We start from the raw sequence: 16,985 nt of genomic DNA, 5'->3' as shown, positions 1-16,985 counted from the left end.
TCCGATGGGGTGCGGCAGGCGCCTCTCCCGACCGGCCGTCGAGGAAGCGATCCTCACTCCAGCCTGCGGAAGGTCGGAACGGGGCCGGAATTGTCGAAGAAGGGCACGCCCGGACCGGCATCGCGGCCCTGAGCCAGAGCCGAGACCTCGGCCAGCACCACCTCGGTGATGAAGGGCAGGTCGAGCCGCCGCGCCTCGGCCAGAGGCAGCCACTGGAGATGCGAGAGCTCGTCGCAGGCCGCCGAGAAATCGTCGGGGTCCGCGGCCAGCCGCGCGGCCTCCGCCACGAAGAAGCGCGCATCGAACCGCCGCGGGCGGCCGGGCGGCGTGATGGCGCGGAAGACGAAGCGCAGACCGGACGCGTCGGGCCGAAGGCCGCGGCCGGCAAATCCTTTCCAGCCGTCCGGGGCGGTCCAGGCGCCCTTCACGCCGAGGGGCAGGCCGGTCTCCTCCCAGAGCTCCCGGATGGCGGCCGCGGCGAGCGCAGGCCCCTCGTCGCCCAGTCGCCGCAGACAGACCGGGGCGGGCAGGCCCGCCAGCGGCACACGGGCGTCGGCCTCATCGACCGCGCCGCCGGGAAAGACGAATTTGGACGGCATGAAGGCCGCCGAGGCGCCGCGCATGCCCATGAGCACTTCGGGGCCGGAGGGCCCGTCTCGCAGCAGGATGACGGTGGCCGCAGGCCTTACCCGCGTCTTGTCATCCCCGCCCGCTTCCGCTGCCAAATCCATGCATCCTCTTCGCCCATTGCAGCGCCACCATGGCGCCTTTGAGGCGGGGCAGCAAGAAGAGCGAGAGGGCCACGGTCCCGATGCCGAAGATGGTGGCGAGAATGGCCGGATCGGGCCGGAACTCGACGAAGGCCCAGAGGATCACCGGTGCCATCAGATGACCCACGATCAGGATCGTCAGATAGGCGGGCCCGTCATCGGCCCGCTGGTGGTGCAGGCTCTCGCCGCACACCGGACAATTGTCCCGCACCGTCAGATAGCCGCGCAGCATCGGCCCGGAGCCGCAGCGCGGGCAGACGCGGTTCCAGCCACGCCAGAGGGCCGGGCCGAGGGGGCGTTCCTCCTCCTCGGTCTCGAAATCCACGGTTCCATCCCGCATGCGCTGCCTCCGACTCGCAAGCACTTCTCACGCGCAACGCCCCGTGGGGCGTCCTGTTCCGGCGTGGGGGCAGGTTAATCACCCTCCGCCGGACTCATCTATTGCGATTTTCGGTCAGGGGCGACGGAAGCGGCGGGGCGTGGCGTTTGAGATGCATGAACCAGGCAGCAACGGCTGCCGCGACCCCAGGAGAGACCGCCATGACACGATTTGCCATTCTGAGAGCCGCCGCCGTGACCGCCCTCACGCTTGCCGCAGGGACCGCGCTGGCCCAGACGGGTCCTGCTCCGGCGCCGGGCCCGGGGACGTGCGTCCAGGGCGCAGACTGCCCCGCGGGCGGCATGGGACCGGGCGCCGGCATGGGCCCCGGTGCGGGCATGGGACCGGGTGCCGGCATGGGTCCGGGCGCCGGGATGGGCCCGGGTGCGGGCATGGGCCCGGGTGCGGGCCGTGGCCGAGGGCCGATGTTCGACTTCGACGCGCTCGACACGGACGGCGACGGGAAGGTGACGAAGGCCGAGCTCGAGGCCGCCCGCGCATCGCGCGTGGCCAATGCGGATGCCGATGGCGACGGGCTTCTGTCGAGCGAGGAGCTGACCGCTCTCCATGTCGCGCGGATGATGCCGCGGATCGAGGCCAAGACGCGGCGCATGATCGAGATGTTCGACGCGGATGGCGACGGCAAGCTGTCGGTCTCGGAACTGGCGGCGGGTCCCGGCCCGATGATGTTCTTCGACCGGATGGATGCGGACGGGGACGGCACGCTCACGGCCGACGAGGCGGCGCAGGCCGGGCCGAAAGGGCATGGGCACGGACGCGGCGGCCACGGCCACGGCTGGCGCATGTTCGACCGCTGAGCCCGCCTGCTGCCCGGCGCTCCGGCGCCGGGCGGAAATTGCGCGCCGGATGCGGTTGCGCTACTTCGGGATCAGGATGGACATGCCGTTCGACGCCCTTTCCGACGTCTCCGACGAGGCGTTGCTCGTGCTTTATGCCAACGGCGATTCCGCCGCCGCCCGGGCTTTGACCCTGCGGATGGCGCCGCGGGCGCTGGCCGTGGCCACCCGCGTCCTGTCCGACCGGGCGGAGGCCGAGGATGTCACGCAGGAGGCGATGCTCCGGCTCTGGCGCATCGCCCCCGACTGGCGTCAGGGCGAGGCGCGCGTCTCGACGTGGCTCTACCGGGTGGTGTGCAACCTCTGCACCGACCGGCTGCGCGGGCGACAGCGGCGGGCCTCGAGCGCGCTCGACGATGCGCCCGAGGTGGCCGATGCCGCCCCGGGCGTCGAAGAGGCGCTGATCGAGGGCGACCGGATGCGGGCGCTCGATGCGGCGTTGGCGGCCCTGCCCGAGCGGCAGCGGCAGGCGGTGGTGCTGCGCCACATCGAGGGCCTCTCGAACCCCGAGATCGCCGAGGTGATGCAGATCGGCGTCGAAGCGGTGGAGAGCCTGACCGCGCGGGGGAAACGGGCATTGGCGGCGCTGCTCTCGGGGCAGCGCGCCGAACTGGGGTATGGGGAAGGCTGAGATGCGCGACCGCGATCTGGACGATCTTTTTGCCGAAGCGCGGCGCGAGGCGCCGGTGCCCTCGGCCGATCTCATGGCGCGGATCCTTGCGGATGCCGCAGCCGAAAGGCCCGCGCCCGCACCGGCCCGCTCCGCGCCGCGTCGGCGACTGAGGCCTTGGCTTCTGGCGCTTTTCGGCGGCGGGGGCGTCTTTGCGGGCCTCGCCACCGCGACCCTCGCCGGGGTCTGGATCGGCATGGCCCAGCCCGCCCCCGTGGCCGAGGCGCTCTGGGGCGGCACGTCGGGCGATCCGCTGGAAAGCGTGGATCTCCTGCCCGGCTACGACCTTTTTGCAAGCCTCGAGACGCCGGTGGAAGGCTGAGATGACCGACATGACCCCCACTCCCCCCTCTGCTTCGCGCGCGCCCCGCTGGATCAAGGTCGCGCTGGCCCTGTCGGTTGCGCTGAACCTCGCCGTCGTGGGCATGGCCGGGGGCGCCCTCTGGCGCTTCCGGGCCGACGACGACATGCACGGCCCGGTGCGCGATCTCGGCTTCGGCCCCTTCGCCGAGGCGCTCGCGCTCGAGGATCGCAAGGAGATGCGGCGCGCGTTCCTCGACGAGCGCGGCGATTTCCGCATGATCCGCCGCGAGATGCGCGAGGATTTCCGGGCAATGCTCGCCACGCTCAGGGCCGAGCCCTACGATCCGGCGGCGCTGCAGGCGGTGCTCGACCGGCAGCAGCAGCGCGGCGCCGAGACCGCGGCGCTCGGCTCGCGGCTTCTGGGCGCGCGGATCGAGGCCATGGCACCGGAGGAGCGGCGGGCCTTCGCCGACCGTCTCGAGGCGAGCCTCACCCGCAAGGGGCATCATGGCGAGCACCGCGGCGAGCGGGGGCATCCGCACGACTGAGGCCGCGCCCGCAGGACCACACGCGGGGCGCCTCCACGACTGAGGCTGCGCACACAAGGCGAGCCGCGGCGAGCGGGGTCGCCCGCATGGCTGAGACCGCGTCCGTAGGACGAGCATCGCGGCCGACGGGGCCGCACGCAGGCCTGAGGCGGTGCCCGCGGTCAGGCCACGGCGCTCCGCTCGATCGTGACCTGGTTCCGGCCCGCCGACTTGGCGAGGAGGAGCGCGCTGTCGGCCCGCTGCACCACCGCATCGACCGGCTCCGCGCGCCGTCCGGCCTCGTCGGGCGAGAGGGCAAGGCCCACCGAGATCGTCACCCGCAGGCTGCCGCCGCCGGGCAGGGGCACCGGCTCCTCCTCGACCGCCTCGCGCAGCCGCTCGGCCACCGCATGGGCATCCTCCGGGCGGGGCACGTCGGGCAGCGCCACGAGGAACTCCTCGCCGCCGATGCGCGCGATCAGGTCGCCGGGGCGGAGGTTGGCATGCAGCCGCCGCGCCACGGCCACGAGCACCGCATCGCCCGCGCCGTGCCCCCAGCGGTCGTTCACCGACTTGAACCGGTCGAGATCGATCACCATCACCGCGAACCGCTCGTCCGCCGCGCGCGCCCGTTCGGCCACGGCGGCGAGATGGGCGCCCGCATAGCGGCGGTTGTAGAGCCCGGTCAGGGGATCCACGACCGCAAGCCGGAGCCCGTTCTGCAGCGTGGCGCGCATCTCGTCGCCCCGGCGCTTGCGGCGCAGGAGGTTGCGCAGCCGGAGCCGCGCCTCGCGCGGATCGAAGGCCGCGGGCAGGAGGTCGTTCGCGCCGAGATCGTAGATCATCGCCGCACCCTCGCCGCCCATCTGTCCGCGGACGATGCAGACCGCGGCATGGCGCGAGCCGGCCCGGCTGCGGAGGTCGGACATGAGCCTGAGCCCGCCGCCCGGCCCGTCGAGATCGGCATCGATCACGAAGATGTCGGGCACCGGACCGGCCTCGGCCAGCGCCTCCTCGCGGGTCTGAAGCACGATCCGGTCGGGCATCAGCGCCTGAAGCTCCTTCCGCCAGCGCAGGCCCGTCTCGGGCCGTGCCGCCACGAGCGCGATCAGGCCCGGCCCCTCGAAGGACTCCGCCCGTTCCGCCAGACCCAGCGCGCGGAGCGCGGCCCCGCGCACCGCGCCCTCGCCCGAACTGTCGCGCAGCCGCAGGAGGCTGCGCAGCCGCGCCATCAGCACCGGATCGTCCAGAGGCTTGGCGAGAAAGTCGTCGGCCCCCTCGGCCAGCGCCTGCAGCCGGATCGCCGGATCGCGCGAGGCCGAGATCATGATGACGGGAATGTCGCGTGTCGCCGGATCCGCGCGCAGGTGCCGCAGCACCTCGAGGCCCGGCACGTCCGGCAGCGCCCAGTCGAGCAGGATCAGATCGGGCAGTTCCCCGCGCGCCAGCGACAGGCAGCTGGCCCCGTCGCCCGCCATCAGGGGCAGGTAACAGGCCGCCGCGAGCTTGACCTTGAGGACGATGCGGTTCGTGGCCACATTGTCGGTGATTAAGACCTTGCCGCCCATGCCCCTGCCGCCCTGCCTCGCTCTGGCCCCACTCTGGCGGGGAACTGGTTAAGGTTTCCTTTCCCGGCTTCCCCCTGTCACCCGGATGTGCTCTGACCGAGCTCTGCGGACAGACATGAGGGATCGACATGCAGCGACAAGCCGCCGAGACGCTGGCTCTGCAGGCGCTGGGCTGGATCGCGGCGCAGGAGGGGCTGCTCGATGCCTTCCTGCACATGACCGGGGCCACGCCCGAGGATGTGCGCCGCGATGCGGGCAAGCCCGCCTTCCTGATCGGCGTGCTCGACTTCCTGATGGCCGAGGATGCCCGCGTCATGAGCTTCTGCGACGAGGCGGGGCTCGACTACGAGGCGCCGATGCGCGCGCGGGCGGCCCTTCCCGGCGGCGCCCAGACGCATTGGACATGATCCCTTTGCATCTGCCGCTCAGGATGGCACGTTCGGCCGGGGCAGGGAGGTGGACATGATCCGCGGCATCATCTTCGACAAGGACGGCACGCTCTTCGACTTCCGTCGCAGCTGGGGCGCCTGGTCGGCGCATCTCCTGCGCGAGCTCGCGGAGACCGAGGCGCAGGCGCAGGATCTCGCTGCGGCGCTCGGCTACGACATGGAGACCGGCGCCTTCGCCCCGTGGAGCCCGGTCATCGCCGCGACCGCCGAGGAGATTGCCGAGCTTCTGCTCCCGCTGCTTCCCGGCTGCGACAAGCAGGAGTTGGTGGCGCGGATGAACCGGCTCGCGGCCGGGGCGGAGATGTGCGAGGCGGTGCCGCTTCAGCCGCTTCTGGCGGGCCTCCGGGCACGCGGGCTGAAGATCGGGCTGGCCACGAACGATTCCGAGCTTCCGGCGCGGGCGCATCTGGGCCGGCACGGGCTGACCGACCTGTTCGATTTCATCGCCGGGGCGGATTCCGGCCACGGGGGCAAGCCCGAGCCGGGGATGCTTCTGGCCTTCGCCGACCGGCTGGGCCTCGCACCGGCGCAGGTGGTGATGGTGGGCGATTCCGCGCACGACCTGATCGCCGGGCGGGCGGCCGGGATGCGGACGGTGGCGGTCCTGACCGGCATCGCCGTGGCCGAGGATCTCGCGGGGCTGGCCGATGCGGTCCTGCCCGACATCGGAGAGCTCGCGGACTGGATCGACGGTCTGGCGGCCTGACGGCAGGCCCTCCGCCTCGGGAGCCCGGCTCCTGCGGCTTCTGGGCCGCTTCCCGCCGGGTCGACTGGAAGAGCCCCGGGCTTCGCGCTAGCGTCCCCGCGCGGCAGCTTCGGGAGGCGCGATGGAACGGCACATGCGGCAGCGGTTGGTGATGACCGCCATGGGCGGGCTCGCGGGGCTGTGCCTGCACCTCCTGCTCAAGGTCGCGGAACAGCAGATCCTGCCCGACCGCGCGGCCTTGGGCGCCACGGGCTTTGCCGCGGTCTTCTTCGGCGGCTGGCTGAGCCTGACCGGCCCGCTCCCCGCCCGGCGCGCGGCGGCCGGGGCGGCGCTCGTCGCGGCGGCGGTCACGGTCTTCCTTCTCGTCGCGAGCCTCCGGTTCGACGGGATCGAATCGATGTTCAGCGTCGCGGGCAGCGTGCTGCCGGTGCTGATCCTCGCCCTCGTGCCGCTGCCCTTCCTCGTGGCCGCCGATCAGGGCAACTGGCGCGACTATCCCGCCCTCTTCACCGCCGCCTGGACCCTGACCGTACGCATGGCCGCGGCCTGGCTCTTCACGGCGCTGGTCTGGGGGCTCCTCCTCCTCTCCAACGCCCTGCTCGAGCTGGTGGGCGTGGATGTGATCGGCCGCATCACCGACACCGACATGGGCCCCTGGCTCGTCACCGGCCTCGCGCTCGGTCTCGCCCTCGCGGTGGTGATGGAATATTCCGACCTGATCTCGCCCGCGCTGGTGCTGAAGCTCCTGCGCATCCTCCTGCCGCTCGTCCTCTGCGTCGTGGCGCTCTTCATCCTCGGCCTGCCGCTCCGGGGCCTCGAGGCGGGGTTCGGCACGGTCTCGGTCGCGCAGACCCTGATCGCGATGGCGGCGGCGGCCGCGCTCCTCGTCACCATCGCCATCGACCAGAGCGATGCCGAGGCGGTGGAGGGCGCCTTCATGCGCCGCGCGACGCAGGCCCTGGCGCTCCTCCTGCCGGTTCCGGCGGCGGTGGCGGCCTGGGCGCTCTGGCAGCGCGTCGCGGCCTATGGCTGGACGCCCGACCGGCTGGCCGGGGCGGTGGCGGCCGCGCTCGCGCTGGCCTACGGGCTCCTGTATGCCGGTTCGGTCCTGTCGGGGCGTGCCTGGATGGCGCGGATCCGGGCGGGCAACATCGGCATGGCGCTTGTGCTGCTCGTCACCGCGGCCCTCTGGCAGACGCCGCTCTTCGACCCCACCCGGATCGCGGCGCACGACCAGCTGGCCCGCGTCCTCGACGGCCGGACCGAGCTGCCCGATCTCGATCCCTATGCCATCGGCCGCTGGGGCCGCGCAGGATCCGAGGCGCTCGAGGCGCTGCAGCAGCGCGCCTCCGAGCCCGGTCAGGAGGCGCTGGCCGACCGGCTGGCCCGGCCGGGTGTGCCGGGGCGGATGCGGGCCAGCGAGGATCTGGCGGTAGAGCTCGCCACCCTGATGGAGGTGCGCCCCCCGGGCAAGGAGGCCATGCGCGCGGCCGTCGTGGCCCGCCTCGCGCCCGCCGAGCGCAGGGTCTGGCGCGACGGCTGCCGCATCGCGCTGCCCGACGGCCGCCCGGGCTGCGTGATGATCGTGGGCGACTTCCTCACCGACCGTCCGGGCGAGGAGGCGCTGGTGCTGATGCTGCGCCCGCGCGGCGGTCTTTCACAGCAGGGCTTCGGCCTGAGCGAAGGCCGGCTCGACACACTCACGGTGCAGGACCTGACGCCCACCACGGCGGAGGCGCCCGAGGCCATCATCGCAGGCCAGCTCGACGCAGGCCCCGATCTCGGCCCGGCACCGGTCAACCGGCTGCGCGCGGGCGGCAGCGCCTTCGTGCTGATGCCCTGATCTCCTTGGGATCTTGTTAAGCGCTGCCGGCTAGTCTTCGGATCCTGAGGAGGATCCGGCGGCGTGCATGGCTTGGTGAACAGGGCGATCGAGTGCTTCCTGCGCGACACATACAGTCCCGCGCTCTGGGCCGATGTCGCGCGCGATGCGCGGCTCGGCTTCGACACGTTCGAGCCTATGCTGACCTACGAGCTGTCCGACACGGAGGCGGTCATTGCCGCCGCCGCCCATCGCCTCTCCCGCTCGCGGGACGCGCTTCTCGAGGATGTGGGCACCTATCTCGTCTCGCATCCGACGACGGCGCGCCTGCGACGCCTGCTGCGCTTCGGAGGCGTGACCTTCACCGACTTCCTTCATTCGCTCGATGACCTGCCCGACCGGGCGCGGCTGGCGCTGCCCGATCTCGACCTGCCGGACCTGCAGATCACCGACCTCGGGCCGAACCGCTTCCGGCTCATCTGCGCCTCGCCGCTCGAGGGCATGGGCCATGTGATGCTGGGGCTGCTGCGCGCCATGGCCGACGACTACGGGGTGCTCGTGATGCTCGTGCATCGCGGGCAGACGCCCGAGGGCGAGGCGGTCTCGATTGCGCTCCTCGATCCGGCCTTCTCGGCGGGCCGGCCCTTCGATCTGGCGGAGCGGCTGGGCTGATGGGCAATCTTTCAAAGCCCGTCGGCATCGGGGCAGGGGGGCTCGACCTCCTCATGCCCATGCATCTGCGTCTCGATCCGCTGGGCGAGATCGCGGGCTGCGGCCCGACCCTGCGCAAGCTCTTCGCCGAGTCGCCGGTGCGCCGGCCCTTCTTCGACCTCTTCAAGGTGCGCAGACCCACGGGCATCGAGACGCCGGCGGCGCTCGCCGCGCGCACCGGCGTGCGCCTCCATCTCACCACGCTCGACGGCGGCGTCAGCCTGCGCGGGGTGGCCACGCCGAAGCACGAGGGGCGGGGTCTTCTGCTGAACCTGTCCTTCGGGATCTCTGTGATCGAGGCCGTGCGCCGCCACGGCCTGACCGACGGAGACTTCGCGCCGACCGACCTCGCGGTCGAGCTGCTCTATCTGGTCGAGGCCAAGACCGCCGTCGCCGAGGAACTGCGCCGCCTCAACGGCCGGCTCGAGAGGGCCCGCCGGCTGGCCGAGGAGGAGGCGCTGACGGACGAGCTTACGGGGCTCCGGAACCGTCGGGCCATCGATCAGGCCCTCGAGGCCGTGATCGCCACGCGCCGGCCCTTCGGGCTGATGCATCTCGATCTCGATTTCTTCAAGGAGGTGAACGACAGTTTCGGCCATGCCGCGGGCGACGAGGTGCTGCGCGCGGTGGCGCAGGTCCTGTCGCGCGAGACCCGGACGGGAGATACGGTGGCCCGGATCGGGGGCGACGAATTCATGATGCTCTTCCCCGGCCTCTCCGATCCCGCGCCGATGAAGCGGCTGGCCGCGCGGGTCATTGCCGATGTGGCCCGGCCCATCCCCTTCGGCGGCGGTGTCTGCCGCGTCTCGGCCAGCATCGGCATGACGCTCTCGGTGCGGTATGACCGGCCCGACCTCGCGCGGATGCTCGCCGATGCGGATGAGGCGCTCTACGCGGCCAAGCGCGCCGGCCGGGGGACCGCCGTGCTGAGCGAGGGGATGCGACCGGAGCGTCGGCGCGATCCCTAGAACAGGCCGCAGCCCCCGCCTCAGGCCGGGGACGTCTCCCCTCGCGCCTGCCCTTCGCCCTCGCGCCACCAGATCGGCGCCGCGGCGGTCTGCGACCAGAGCGCACCGGCCGTCTGCATCGCCTCTCCGGCGGCGTCGGCGTGGTGCGTGTCCAGCGCGCCCTCGCGGCGCAGCATCGCCAGATCGTTCAGATGGCCGAGCGCATCCTGAAGCGCCTTCATCCGTCCGAGGAAACGGGCCTGCGCCTTGCCCGCCCAGAGCTCGCCAAAGAACTCGACCGTGTAGCGCATGGTCTTGAGATCCTTGCGCATCTCGTGCCGCTCCTCGTCCGACATGGCCGCAAGATCGTCCCCGTGCGCGAGGCAGGCGGCCCAGGCGTCGCTCAGTGCCCGTCCTCCGAGACGCGTCGCCGGTTGCGTGGCCAGCGCCCGCGCCCGCCGGTTGCCGCGGAGCCACCGGCGCGCATCGAGCCGCCGCGCCAGCTTCGGCGCGAAGGTCTCGGCCTCTGCCCGCCGCAGCCGCTTGCGCACCTTGCGCCGCATCCGGTCCGCCTCGCGCGCGGCGGCCGAGGCCTCGGGCCCGTCCGTCCGGTGGCCCGCCAGCACGTCGGCATCGCGCAGCTCGCCCAGAATGCGAAAGAGCCTGCGCGCCCGCCGCCCCGTCTTCCGCGCGAAGCCTGCGTCGAGGATCTGATCGAACGCCGCCAGCGCCGAGCGCAGCCGCCGCAGGGCCACCCGCGCCTTGTGCGGCCCCTCGGGATCGTCCTCCTCCATCGTGCGGGCGTGGCTTGCCGCAAAGGCTTCGCCGCACTCGAGGGCGATGCGCCGGAAAGCCTCCTCGGCCGTCTCGCAGCCGATCCCCTTGTCGTCCCGCGCCATGCGTCCTCTCTGCCGTCTCACCCCCGGAACAGGCGCAGCGTCGCCATGCCCGCGTCCGCAAGATCCATCATCCGCGCCAGATAATGCTCGCGTGCAACGAAACCGTGACGGCCCGACCCGGTGAACTCGTCCTCCAGCGCATCGATCAGCCGGTTGAGCCGCCGGTCGTGGATGCCGAGGCGGGTCTGGATCGGATCGGCCACCACGCCGGCGAAGGCGGCAAGGATCGAGCCCGTCATCATCAGCGACACCACCACCGCGCCGGTCTGCAGCGGCGAGGCCGCCACCGGAAAGAGCCCGAGCCAGACCGAGCCGAGCGCGCCGCCGAGGGGAAAGGCCGCCAGCGCCGCCTGATGGGCGAGGATCGCCGACAGGGCCGGGGCCAGCGACAGCACCCCCGGCGTCAGCGCATTGAAGGCCAGCGCCCCGGCGCCGAGCGTGCCCATGGCGGTGGTCATCTCGGCCACCGCCGAGCGCGTGCCGGAATAATCGCCGAGCCGCGCCGCGACCCGCGCCTCGACCCCGGCCTCGAGCCGCCGCTGGATCAGCGCCCGCAGCGCGGGCTCGGCCAGCATCGCCTCGGCCAGCGCGTCGCGCGAGGAGCCGCTCCCGCCCTGCCGCCACGGGAGTTCCAGCAGATCCGCCACGATCCGCCGCTCGGTCTCGCGGGCGACGGCGGTGGGCAGCAGGATGCGGCGCGCCCGCAGCCAGCGCGCGATCCCGCGCGCGCTGAGCCCATCGGCGGCGAGGGCGCCGAGCCGGCTTGCCACGAAGAGCGGAGAGAGCGCCACGTTGATCGGGGCCTTCAGGATGTCCCAGCCGAGCGCGTGGCGGTGGAGGCCGAGCGTGCCCCTCAGACCGAAGGTGCGGCGCACGAAGCCCGGCACTTTCGCGCGCCGGTCCGCGAAGTAGCGGTGGCCTGCGGCAACGAGCGCAGCCTCGGTCTCGGCGTCCATGTTTCCGGCCCCCCTTTCCCGGGGGCTGAGATGGGAAGCGGCCCGAGCCTCCGCAAGCCGGCGCGGGGGCGATCCCGGACCCTGCGGCCCGCCGCAGCATTGGGCAGGAGGCGCAGCCGTCGCCCCGCGAAGACCACCCGGGGTTGACGGACCCCCGCGCCATCGCATTAGCCTTTCGCGAAATGATCGGAAGGAGCCTGCCTTGGACGTCGCCATCTTCAGCGCCAAGCCCTATGACCGCCAGTTTCTCGCCGCCGCCAACGAGGGCCGGCACCAGCTGGCCTTCATCGAGGCGCGCCTGTCCGACGAGACGGTGCGCTTCGCCGGCGGGGCCGACTGCATCTGCGCCTTCGTGAACGATCAGGTGACGGCGCCCGTCATCGCCGAGCTGGCCGCGGCCGGCACGAAGCTGATCGCGCTGCGCTCGGCGGGCTTCAACCATGTCGATCTGGCGGCCGCCGAGGCCGCCGGGATGACGGTGGGGCGCGTGCCCGCCTATTCGCCCCACGCGGTCGCCGAACATGCGGTGGCCCTGATCCTCACGCTCAACCGCAACACCCACCGCGCCTTCAACCGGGTGCGCGAAGGCAATTTCGCCCTTGAGGGGCTCCTCGGCTTCGATCTCTGCGGCAAGACCGTGGGCGTCGTCGGCACCGGCCTCATCGGGAGCACCTTCGCGGGCATCATGCGCGGCTTCGGCTGCCGCGTGATCGCCTCGGACCCCTATCCGTCCGACGAATGCGCGGCCCTCGGCGTGACCTATGTGCCGCTCGAGCGGCTTTTCGCCGAGGCCGACATTCTCAGCCTGCAATGTCCGCTCACGCCCGACACGCATCACCTGATCGATGACCGGGCCATCGGCCTCATGAAGCGCGGCGTGATGATCGTGAACACCAGCCGCGGTGCGGTGGTGGATGCCAGCGCCGTGATCCGCGGGCTCAAGAGCGGCGTGATCGGCGGGCTCGCGCTCGATGTCTACGAGGAGGAGGCCGACCTCTTCTTCGAGGACCTGTCGCAGAAGGCCATTCAGGACGATGTCTTCGCCCGGCTCCTGACCTTCCCGAACGTGCTCATCACCGGCCATCAGGCCTTCTTCACCCGCGAGGCGCTGAGCGGCATCGCCCGCACCACGATCGACAACATCACCGCCTACGAGGATACGGGCCGCGTTCTCCATCCGGTGACTGCCCCCCGCTGAGGCGCCGCGCCGTTCGCGCTTCGCGAATGGCAGGGGCGCGGATGCCCCGGCGCATCCGGCCCCGACTTCTCATCCCGAGCATCTCCGCGGGGGTGCGACACGGTTGCGGAGCCCGTCCGGTTCGGGCAAGAGTCGCCGCAGGCGGCGCATCCGCCGGTTGATCCGGGCAGCAACTGGTGGCTCTCATTCTCCATCTGATCAACAGCTTTGCCATGATGGGCATGATCGCCCTGATCTACGGCAGCGTGCAGAGGCTGGGGCTGTCGCGCCGCCTGCGGCATGTGCTGCTGGGCCTCGCCTTCGGCTTCGGGGCGAGCGTGCAGATGATGCAATCGATCGCCGTGGCCCCCGGGGTCATCGTGGACAGCCGCGCGCTCTTCATCGGCTTCGCAGGTGCCTTCCTCGGGCCTCTCGGTGCGACGGTCGCCCTCATGGTCAGCCTCCTCTTGCGGATCTCGCTCGTCTCGACCGCGATGCCCGCGCTGGCCGCCGGCTCGATGGCCGCATCGGCCCTGATGGGATCGCTCTGGCCGGTGCTGCGCCGCAGGCTCGGGCTCGGCCATTTCACGGGGCTCGTCTTGCTCGCGGTGATGATCTCGCTGCCCCTCGTGCTGCTGGCCTGGCTGCCCGTCGGGCGCACCGACTCGCTCGAGGTGCTCGCCGCCATCCTCGTCCTGCTCAATCTGACAGGGGCGCTGGTGTTCGGCACCTTCCTCCAGCGCGAGAGGGCGGCCGCGCAGCGCGAGCGGACGCTGCTCACCGAGACCCAGACCGATCCTCTGACCGGCGTGCTGAACCGGCGCAGCTTCGAGCGCCGGTTCGCGGAGGCCGACAGCCTCGCGCGGTCGCGGGGCACCGCGCTCATGATCGTGGACATCGACCATTTCAAGCGGGTGAACGACATCCACGGGCATGAGGCGGGCGATCATGTGTTGCGCGCGATGGCCGAGCGGTTGCGCCGGGCCGTGCGGCCCGGGGACAGCGTGATCCGCCTCGGCGGCGAGGAATTCGCGGTGCTCATGCCGGATGTCGATGCGCCCGAGGCCGGCCGCGCGGCCGAACGGCTGCAGCGGATGCTGACCATGAGTTGCCGGATCGGAGATCTGACGCGGGTGGATGTCACGGTGAGCATCGGCGCCACGCATCTGCCGCCGGGCCGCGTCGACCTCGGCGAGGCGAGCCGCACTGCGGACGGGGCGCTCTACCGTGCCAAGCGCGAGGGCCGCGCCCGGTCGATCTTCGAAGCCTGCGCCTGAGCCGGATCCTGCGCGACAACTGCACCCCTCGAAGGGGAATACTTCAGCAAATCAAGGGGAAGGAAGTGGCAGCCCGTAGGGGAGTCGAACCCCTCTTCCCAGGTTGAAAACCTGGTGTCCTAACCGATAGACGAACGGGCCACTCGGGACAGGCGCGGTCATATTTCGGCGCAGGGAGCAGCGCAAGAGGGAATTTCGCGCTTCGTGAAAATCATGCGCGCGCCGCGTCTTCGAGGCGCATCTGCACGCGCGCGCTGCCGCCCCAGGTGTCGATCTCGAGCCGGCCGGCGAGGTGGAAGCGGCCTGCGCCGCCGCCTTCCAGAAGCGGGCCGAGCGGCCCGTCGAAGCAGCCGAAGGCCACCGCCTCGAGCCGGCCCTCGGCGCCGCCGATCGTCAGCCGCATGTGCTTGTCGCCCATGCGCCGGCAGGTCACGCGCTGATCTGCCAGGGCGAAGCGCGGCGCGGCGGCGCCCGCCCCGTAGGGGCCTGCGGAGTCGATCTGCTCGACGAATTCCGCGGTGGCGGCCGAGGGCATCAGGAGTCCGTCGAGCCGCAGGTCCGCCGGACCCGCCTCGGCCGCCCCCTGCCGCGCCAGCAGCTCGCCCAGCCGCTCCATCGCGGCCTCGAGGCGGCCTTCCTCGACGGTGAGGCCCGCAGCCATCCGGTGCCCGCCGCCCTTCAGAAGCAGCCCCTCATGCGCCACGCGGTGGATGGAAGCGCCCAGATCCACACCGGCGATCGAGCGGCCCGAGCCCTTGCCGATGCCGTTCTCGAAGCCGATCACCACGGCGGGGCGGTTGGTGGCCTCCTTCAGCCGGGCGGCCACGATGCCCACCACGCCGGGGTGCCAGCCCTCGCCCGCGGCCCAGACGAGCGGGCCCGAGATGCCGCGCGCCTCGGCCTGAGCCAGAGCCTCCTCGCGGACGCGGGCCTCGATCTCGCGCCGCTCGGTGTTGAGCTGGTCGAGCCGCTCGGCCAAGGCCTGCGCCTCGCGCGGGTCCTCGGTGGACAGCAGCCGTGCGCCGAGATCCGCCTGCCCGATCCGCCCGCCGGCATTGACGCGCGGGCCGAGAAGGAAGCCCAGCGCATAGCTGTTGGGCGCGGTCTTCATCCGCGCCACATCGGCCAGCGCCACGAGGCCCGGCCGCTCGCGCCGCGCCATGACCTTGAGGCCCTGCCGCACGAGCGCGCGGTTGACACCTGTCAACGGCGCGACATCGGCCACGGTCGCCAGCGCCACGAGGTCGAGCATCGCCATCAGGTCCGGCCCCTGCACGCCCTCGGCGCGCAGGCGGCGGTTGGCCTCGACGAGAAGCAGGAACACAACGGAGGCCGCACAGAGATGGCCCAGCGCCCCGTCCTCGTCCTGCCGGTTGGGGTTCACCACGGCGAGCGCGGGCGGCAGCGTCTCGGCGCCGAGGTGGTGATCGAGCACCACCACATCCGCGCCCTTCGCCGCCGCGATGGGCTCGTGCGAGAGGGTGCCGCAATCGACGCAGAGGATCAGGTCGTGCGCCTCGGCCAGCGCCTGCATGGCGGGCACGTTCGGGCCGTAGCCCTCGTCGATCCGGTCGGGGATGTAGAGCGTGGCCGAGCGCCCGAGCGCCCGGAGCCAGACGATCAGCAGCGCGGCGGAGGAGCCGCCGTCCACGTCGTAGTCGGCGAAGATCGCGATCCGCTCGCGCCGGGCCACGGCCTGCAGCAGCCGCGCGGCGGCGGGCGCCATGTCCTTCAGCGTCAGCGGGTCGGGCAGGAGGTCGCGCAGCGCGGGCGCGAGGAAGCTCTCGGCATCGGAGGCCGGGACGCCCCGCCGCACCAGCGTGCGGCAGAGCGCGAGCGGCAGGCGCGTGGTCTGCGCCATCGCCTCGGCCAGCCGGTCCTCCTCGGGGGAGGGGCCAACCCAGCGGCGCCCGGTCGCGGAGGCCTCGACCCCCAGGAAGGCGCGCGCCGCCGGGCCCGTCATTTCACCGGGCTGCGGTAGCTCATCCGCCGGACCGAGCCGGTCTTCGACCGCATCAGGATCGTTTCGGTGGTCACCCAGCCCGGCTCGCGCTTGATGCCGGCGAGGATCGAGCCGTTGGTCACGCCGGTCGCGGCGAAGATCACGTCGGCCGTCACCAGCTCGTCGCGGGTGTAGATCCGGTCGAGATCCTGGATGCCGGCGCGGCGGGCGCGCGAGCGCTCGTCGTCGTTGCGGAACAGGAGCTGGCCATACATCTGGCCGCCCATGCATTTCAGCGCGGCGGCGGCGAGCACGCCCTCGGGAGCGCCGCCCGAGCCCATGTACATGTCGATGCCGGTCAGATGCGCCTCGGCGCAGTGGATCACGCCGGCCACGTCGCCGTCGGTGATGAGCCGGATCGCGGCCCCGGTCGAGCGGACCTCGGCGATCAGCTCCTCGTGGCGCGGACGCTCGAGAATGCAGACCGTGACATCCTCGGGGGTGCCGTCCTTGGCCTTGGCCAGCGCATGGACCCGCTCGGCGGGGGTCATCTTCAGCGTCACCGTGTCGGGCGCATAGCCCGGGCCGATGGCGAGCTTTTCCATGTAGACGTCGGGGGCGTGCAGCAGCGTGCCGCGCGGCGCCATGGCGATCACGGTCAGCGCGTTCGGCATGTCCTTGGCGGTCAGCGTCGTGCCTTCCAGCGGGTCGAGGGCAATATCCACGGCCGGGCCATGGCCGGTGCCGACTTCCTCGCCGATGAAGAGCATCGGCGCCTCGTCGCGTTCGCCCTCGCCGATGACGACGACGCCGGCGATGTCGAGCAGGTTGAGCTGGTCGCGCATCGCGTTGACCGCAGCCTGGTCGGCGGCCTTCTCGTCGCCGCGCCCGATCAGGCGAGCCGAGGCGAGGGCAGCGGCCTCGGACACACGGGCGAGGCCCAGCGAAAGCATTCGGTCATGAAATTGTGCGGCGTCTGCCATTGGTCACTTTCCTCGAGGGTGCAAGTTCTCCGACCCCTCCCT

At 72.0% G+C, this 16,985-nt stretch carries 18 protein-coding genes and 1 tRNA gene; 11 read left to right on the top strand and 8 right to left on the bottom strand.

Annotated features, from left to right (window positions below; translation table 11 throughout):
• Window positions 1-53: 53 nt before the first annotated feature.
• Complete coding sequence (locus RSP_RS10405) at window positions 54-731, bottom strand: NUDIX hydrolase (protein WP_011338219.1); 678 nt, start codon at window positions 729-731, stop codon at window positions 54-56.
• Entirely contained in the window at window positions 700-1,110 is a 411-nt protein-coding gene (locus RSP_RS10400) for a DUF983 domain-containing protein (RefSeq protein ID WP_002720584.1), read from the bottom strand. The genes RSP_RS10405 and RSP_RS10400 overlap by 32 nt, the downstream gene beginning before the upstream one ends.
• A gap of 464 nt (window positions 1,111-1,574) precedes the next feature.
• Between RSP_RS10400 and RSP_RS10395 the strand changes: the two genes are divergently transcribed.
• From RSP_RS10395 to RSP_RS10380, 4 genes are all read left to right on the top strand, one after another.
• Window positions 1,575-1,967 (top strand): EF-hand domain-containing protein, encoded by a 393-nt coding sequence (locus RSP_RS10395; protein WP_009565520.1) that lies wholly within the window; start codon window positions 1,575-1,577, stop codon window positions 1,965-1,967.
• A gap of 76 nt (window positions 1,968-2,043) precedes the next feature.
• The gene (locus tag RSP_RS10390; protein WP_011338217.1) at window positions 2,044-2,637 is read left to right on the top strand and encodes an RNA polymerase sigma factor; all 594 of its coding nucleotides are present in this window, start codon (window positions 2,044-2,046) and stop codon (window positions 2,635-2,637) included.
• Window position 2,638: 1 nt separating this feature from the next.
• Complete coding sequence (locus RSP_RS10385) at window positions 2,639-2,998, top strand: hypothetical protein (protein ID WP_011338216.1); 360 nt, start codon at window positions 2,639-2,641, stop codon at window positions 2,996-2,998.
• Between the two features lies 1 nt (window position 2,999).
• Window positions 3,000-3,527 (top strand): periplasmic heavy metal sensor, encoded by a 528-nt coding sequence (locus tag RSP_RS10380; protein ID WP_011338215.1) that lies wholly within the window; start codon window positions 3,000-3,002, stop codon window positions 3,525-3,527.
• A gap of 161 nt (window positions 3,528-3,688) precedes the next feature.
• On the opposite strand, the gene RSP_RS10375 is transcribed toward RSP_RS10380, so the two are convergent.
• A complete protein-coding gene (locus RSP_RS10375; protein WP_011338214.1) occupies window positions 3,689-5,074 on the bottom strand; it encodes a diguanylate cyclase in 1,386 nt (461 codons plus the stop codon).
• A 128-nt stretch (window positions 5,075-5,202) separates the two neighbouring features.
• Here RSP_RS10375 and RSP_RS10370 point away from each other — a divergent pair, with 128 nt between their 5' ends.
• The 5 genes from RSP_RS10370 to RSP_RS10350 all read left to right on the top strand — a co-directional run bounded on the left by RSP_RS10370 (window position 5,203) and on the right by RSP_RS10350 (window position 9,730).
• A complete protein-coding gene (locus RSP_RS10370) occupies window positions 5,203-5,481 on the top strand; it encodes a DUF3572 domain-containing protein (RefSeq protein WP_011338213.1) in 279 nt (92 codons plus the stop codon).
• 55 nt (window positions 5,482-5,536) lie between these two features.
• Entirely contained in the window at window positions 5,537-6,229 is a 693-nt protein-coding gene (locus RSP_RS10365; protein WP_002720577.1) for an HAD family hydrolase, read from the top strand.
• Window positions 6,230-6,350: 121 nt separating this feature from the next.
• The gene (locus tag RSP_RS10360; RefSeq protein ID WP_011338212.1) at window positions 6,351-8,072 is read left to right on the top strand and encodes a DUF4153 domain-containing protein; all 1,722 of its coding nucleotides are present in this window, start codon (window positions 6,351-6,353) and stop codon (window positions 8,070-8,072) included.
• Window positions 8,073-8,135: 63 nt separating this feature from the next.
• Window positions 8,136-8,723: a heme NO-binding domain-containing protein gene (locus RSP_RS10355; protein WP_011338211.1), complete on the top strand. Its 588-nt coding sequence runs from the start codon at window positions 8,136-8,138 to the stop codon at window positions 8,721-8,723.
• The gene (locus tag RSP_RS10350) at window positions 8,723-9,730 is read left to right on the top strand and encodes a GGDEF domain-containing protein (protein ID WP_011338210.1); all 1,008 of its coding nucleotides are present in this window, start codon (window positions 8,723-8,725) and stop codon (window positions 9,728-9,730) included. The genes RSP_RS10355 and RSP_RS10350 overlap by 1 nt, the downstream gene beginning before the upstream one ends.
• A gap of 20 nt (window positions 9,731-9,750) precedes the next feature.
• Here the strand turns inward: RSP_RS10350 and RSP_RS10345 are convergent, their stop codons facing one another.
• Both RSP_RS10345 and RSP_RS10340 read right to left on the bottom strand, forming a co-directional pair.
• The gene (locus RSP_RS10345) at window positions 9,751-10,608 is read right to left on the bottom strand and encodes a CHAD domain-containing protein (RefSeq protein WP_017140277.1); all 858 of its coding nucleotides are present in this window, start codon (window positions 10,606-10,608) and stop codon (window positions 9,751-9,753) included.
• Between the two features lie 17 nt (window positions 10,609-10,625).
• On the bottom strand, window positions 10,626-11,564 hold the full coding sequence (locus RSP_RS10340; RefSeq protein ID WP_011338208.1) for a DUF6635 family protein: 939 nt from the start codon (window positions 11,562-11,564) through the stop codon (window positions 10,626-10,628).
• Between the two features lie 202 nt (window positions 11,565-11,766).
• Here RSP_RS10340 and RSP_RS10335 point away from each other — a divergent pair, with 202 nt between their 5' ends.
• Window positions 11,767-12,762, top strand: a complete 996-nt coding sequence (locus RSP_RS10335; protein WP_011338207.1) for a 2-hydroxyacid dehydrogenase — start codon at window positions 11,767-11,769, stop codon at window positions 12,760-12,762.
• Window positions 12,763-12,938: 176 nt separating this feature from the next.
• The gene (locus RSP_RS10330; protein WP_017140276.1) at window positions 12,939-14,018 is read left to right on the top strand and encodes a GGDEF domain-containing protein; all 1,080 of its coding nucleotides are present in this window, start codon (window positions 12,939-12,941) and stop codon (window positions 14,016-14,018) included.
• Between the two features lie 66 nt (window positions 14,019-14,084).
• On the opposite strand, the gene RSP_RS10325 is transcribed toward RSP_RS10330, so the two are convergent.
• From RSP_RS10325 to glpX, 3 genes are all read right to left on the bottom strand, one after another.
• Window positions 14,085-14,159, bottom strand: a tRNA-Glu gene (locus tag RSP_RS10325).
• A gap of 70 nt (window positions 14,160-14,229) precedes the next feature.
• A complete protein-coding gene (gene recJ / locus RSP_RS10320; protein WP_009565538.1) occupies window positions 14,230-15,981 on the bottom strand; it encodes a single-stranded-DNA-specific exonuclease RecJ in 1,752 nt (583 codons plus the stop codon).
• Window positions 15,978-16,943, bottom strand: coding sequence for a class II fructose-bisphosphatase (glpX, locus tag RSP_RS10315; protein ID WP_009565540.1), 966 nt, complete (start codon window positions 16,941-16,943; stop codon window positions 15,978-15,980). Before glpX ends, recJ begins: the two co-directional genes overlap by 4 nt.
• Window positions 16,944-16,985 lie beyond the last annotated feature (42 nt).

The organism is Cereibacter sphaeroides 2.4.1, from assembly GCF_000012905.2.
GTDB lineage: Bacteria > Pseudomonadota > Alphaproteobacteria > Rhodobacterales > Rhodobacteraceae > Cereibacter_A > Cereibacter_A sphaeroides.
The sequence above is the reverse complement of the archived record's forward strand: the minus strand, read 5'-3'. Positions and strand labels throughout refer to the sequence as shown.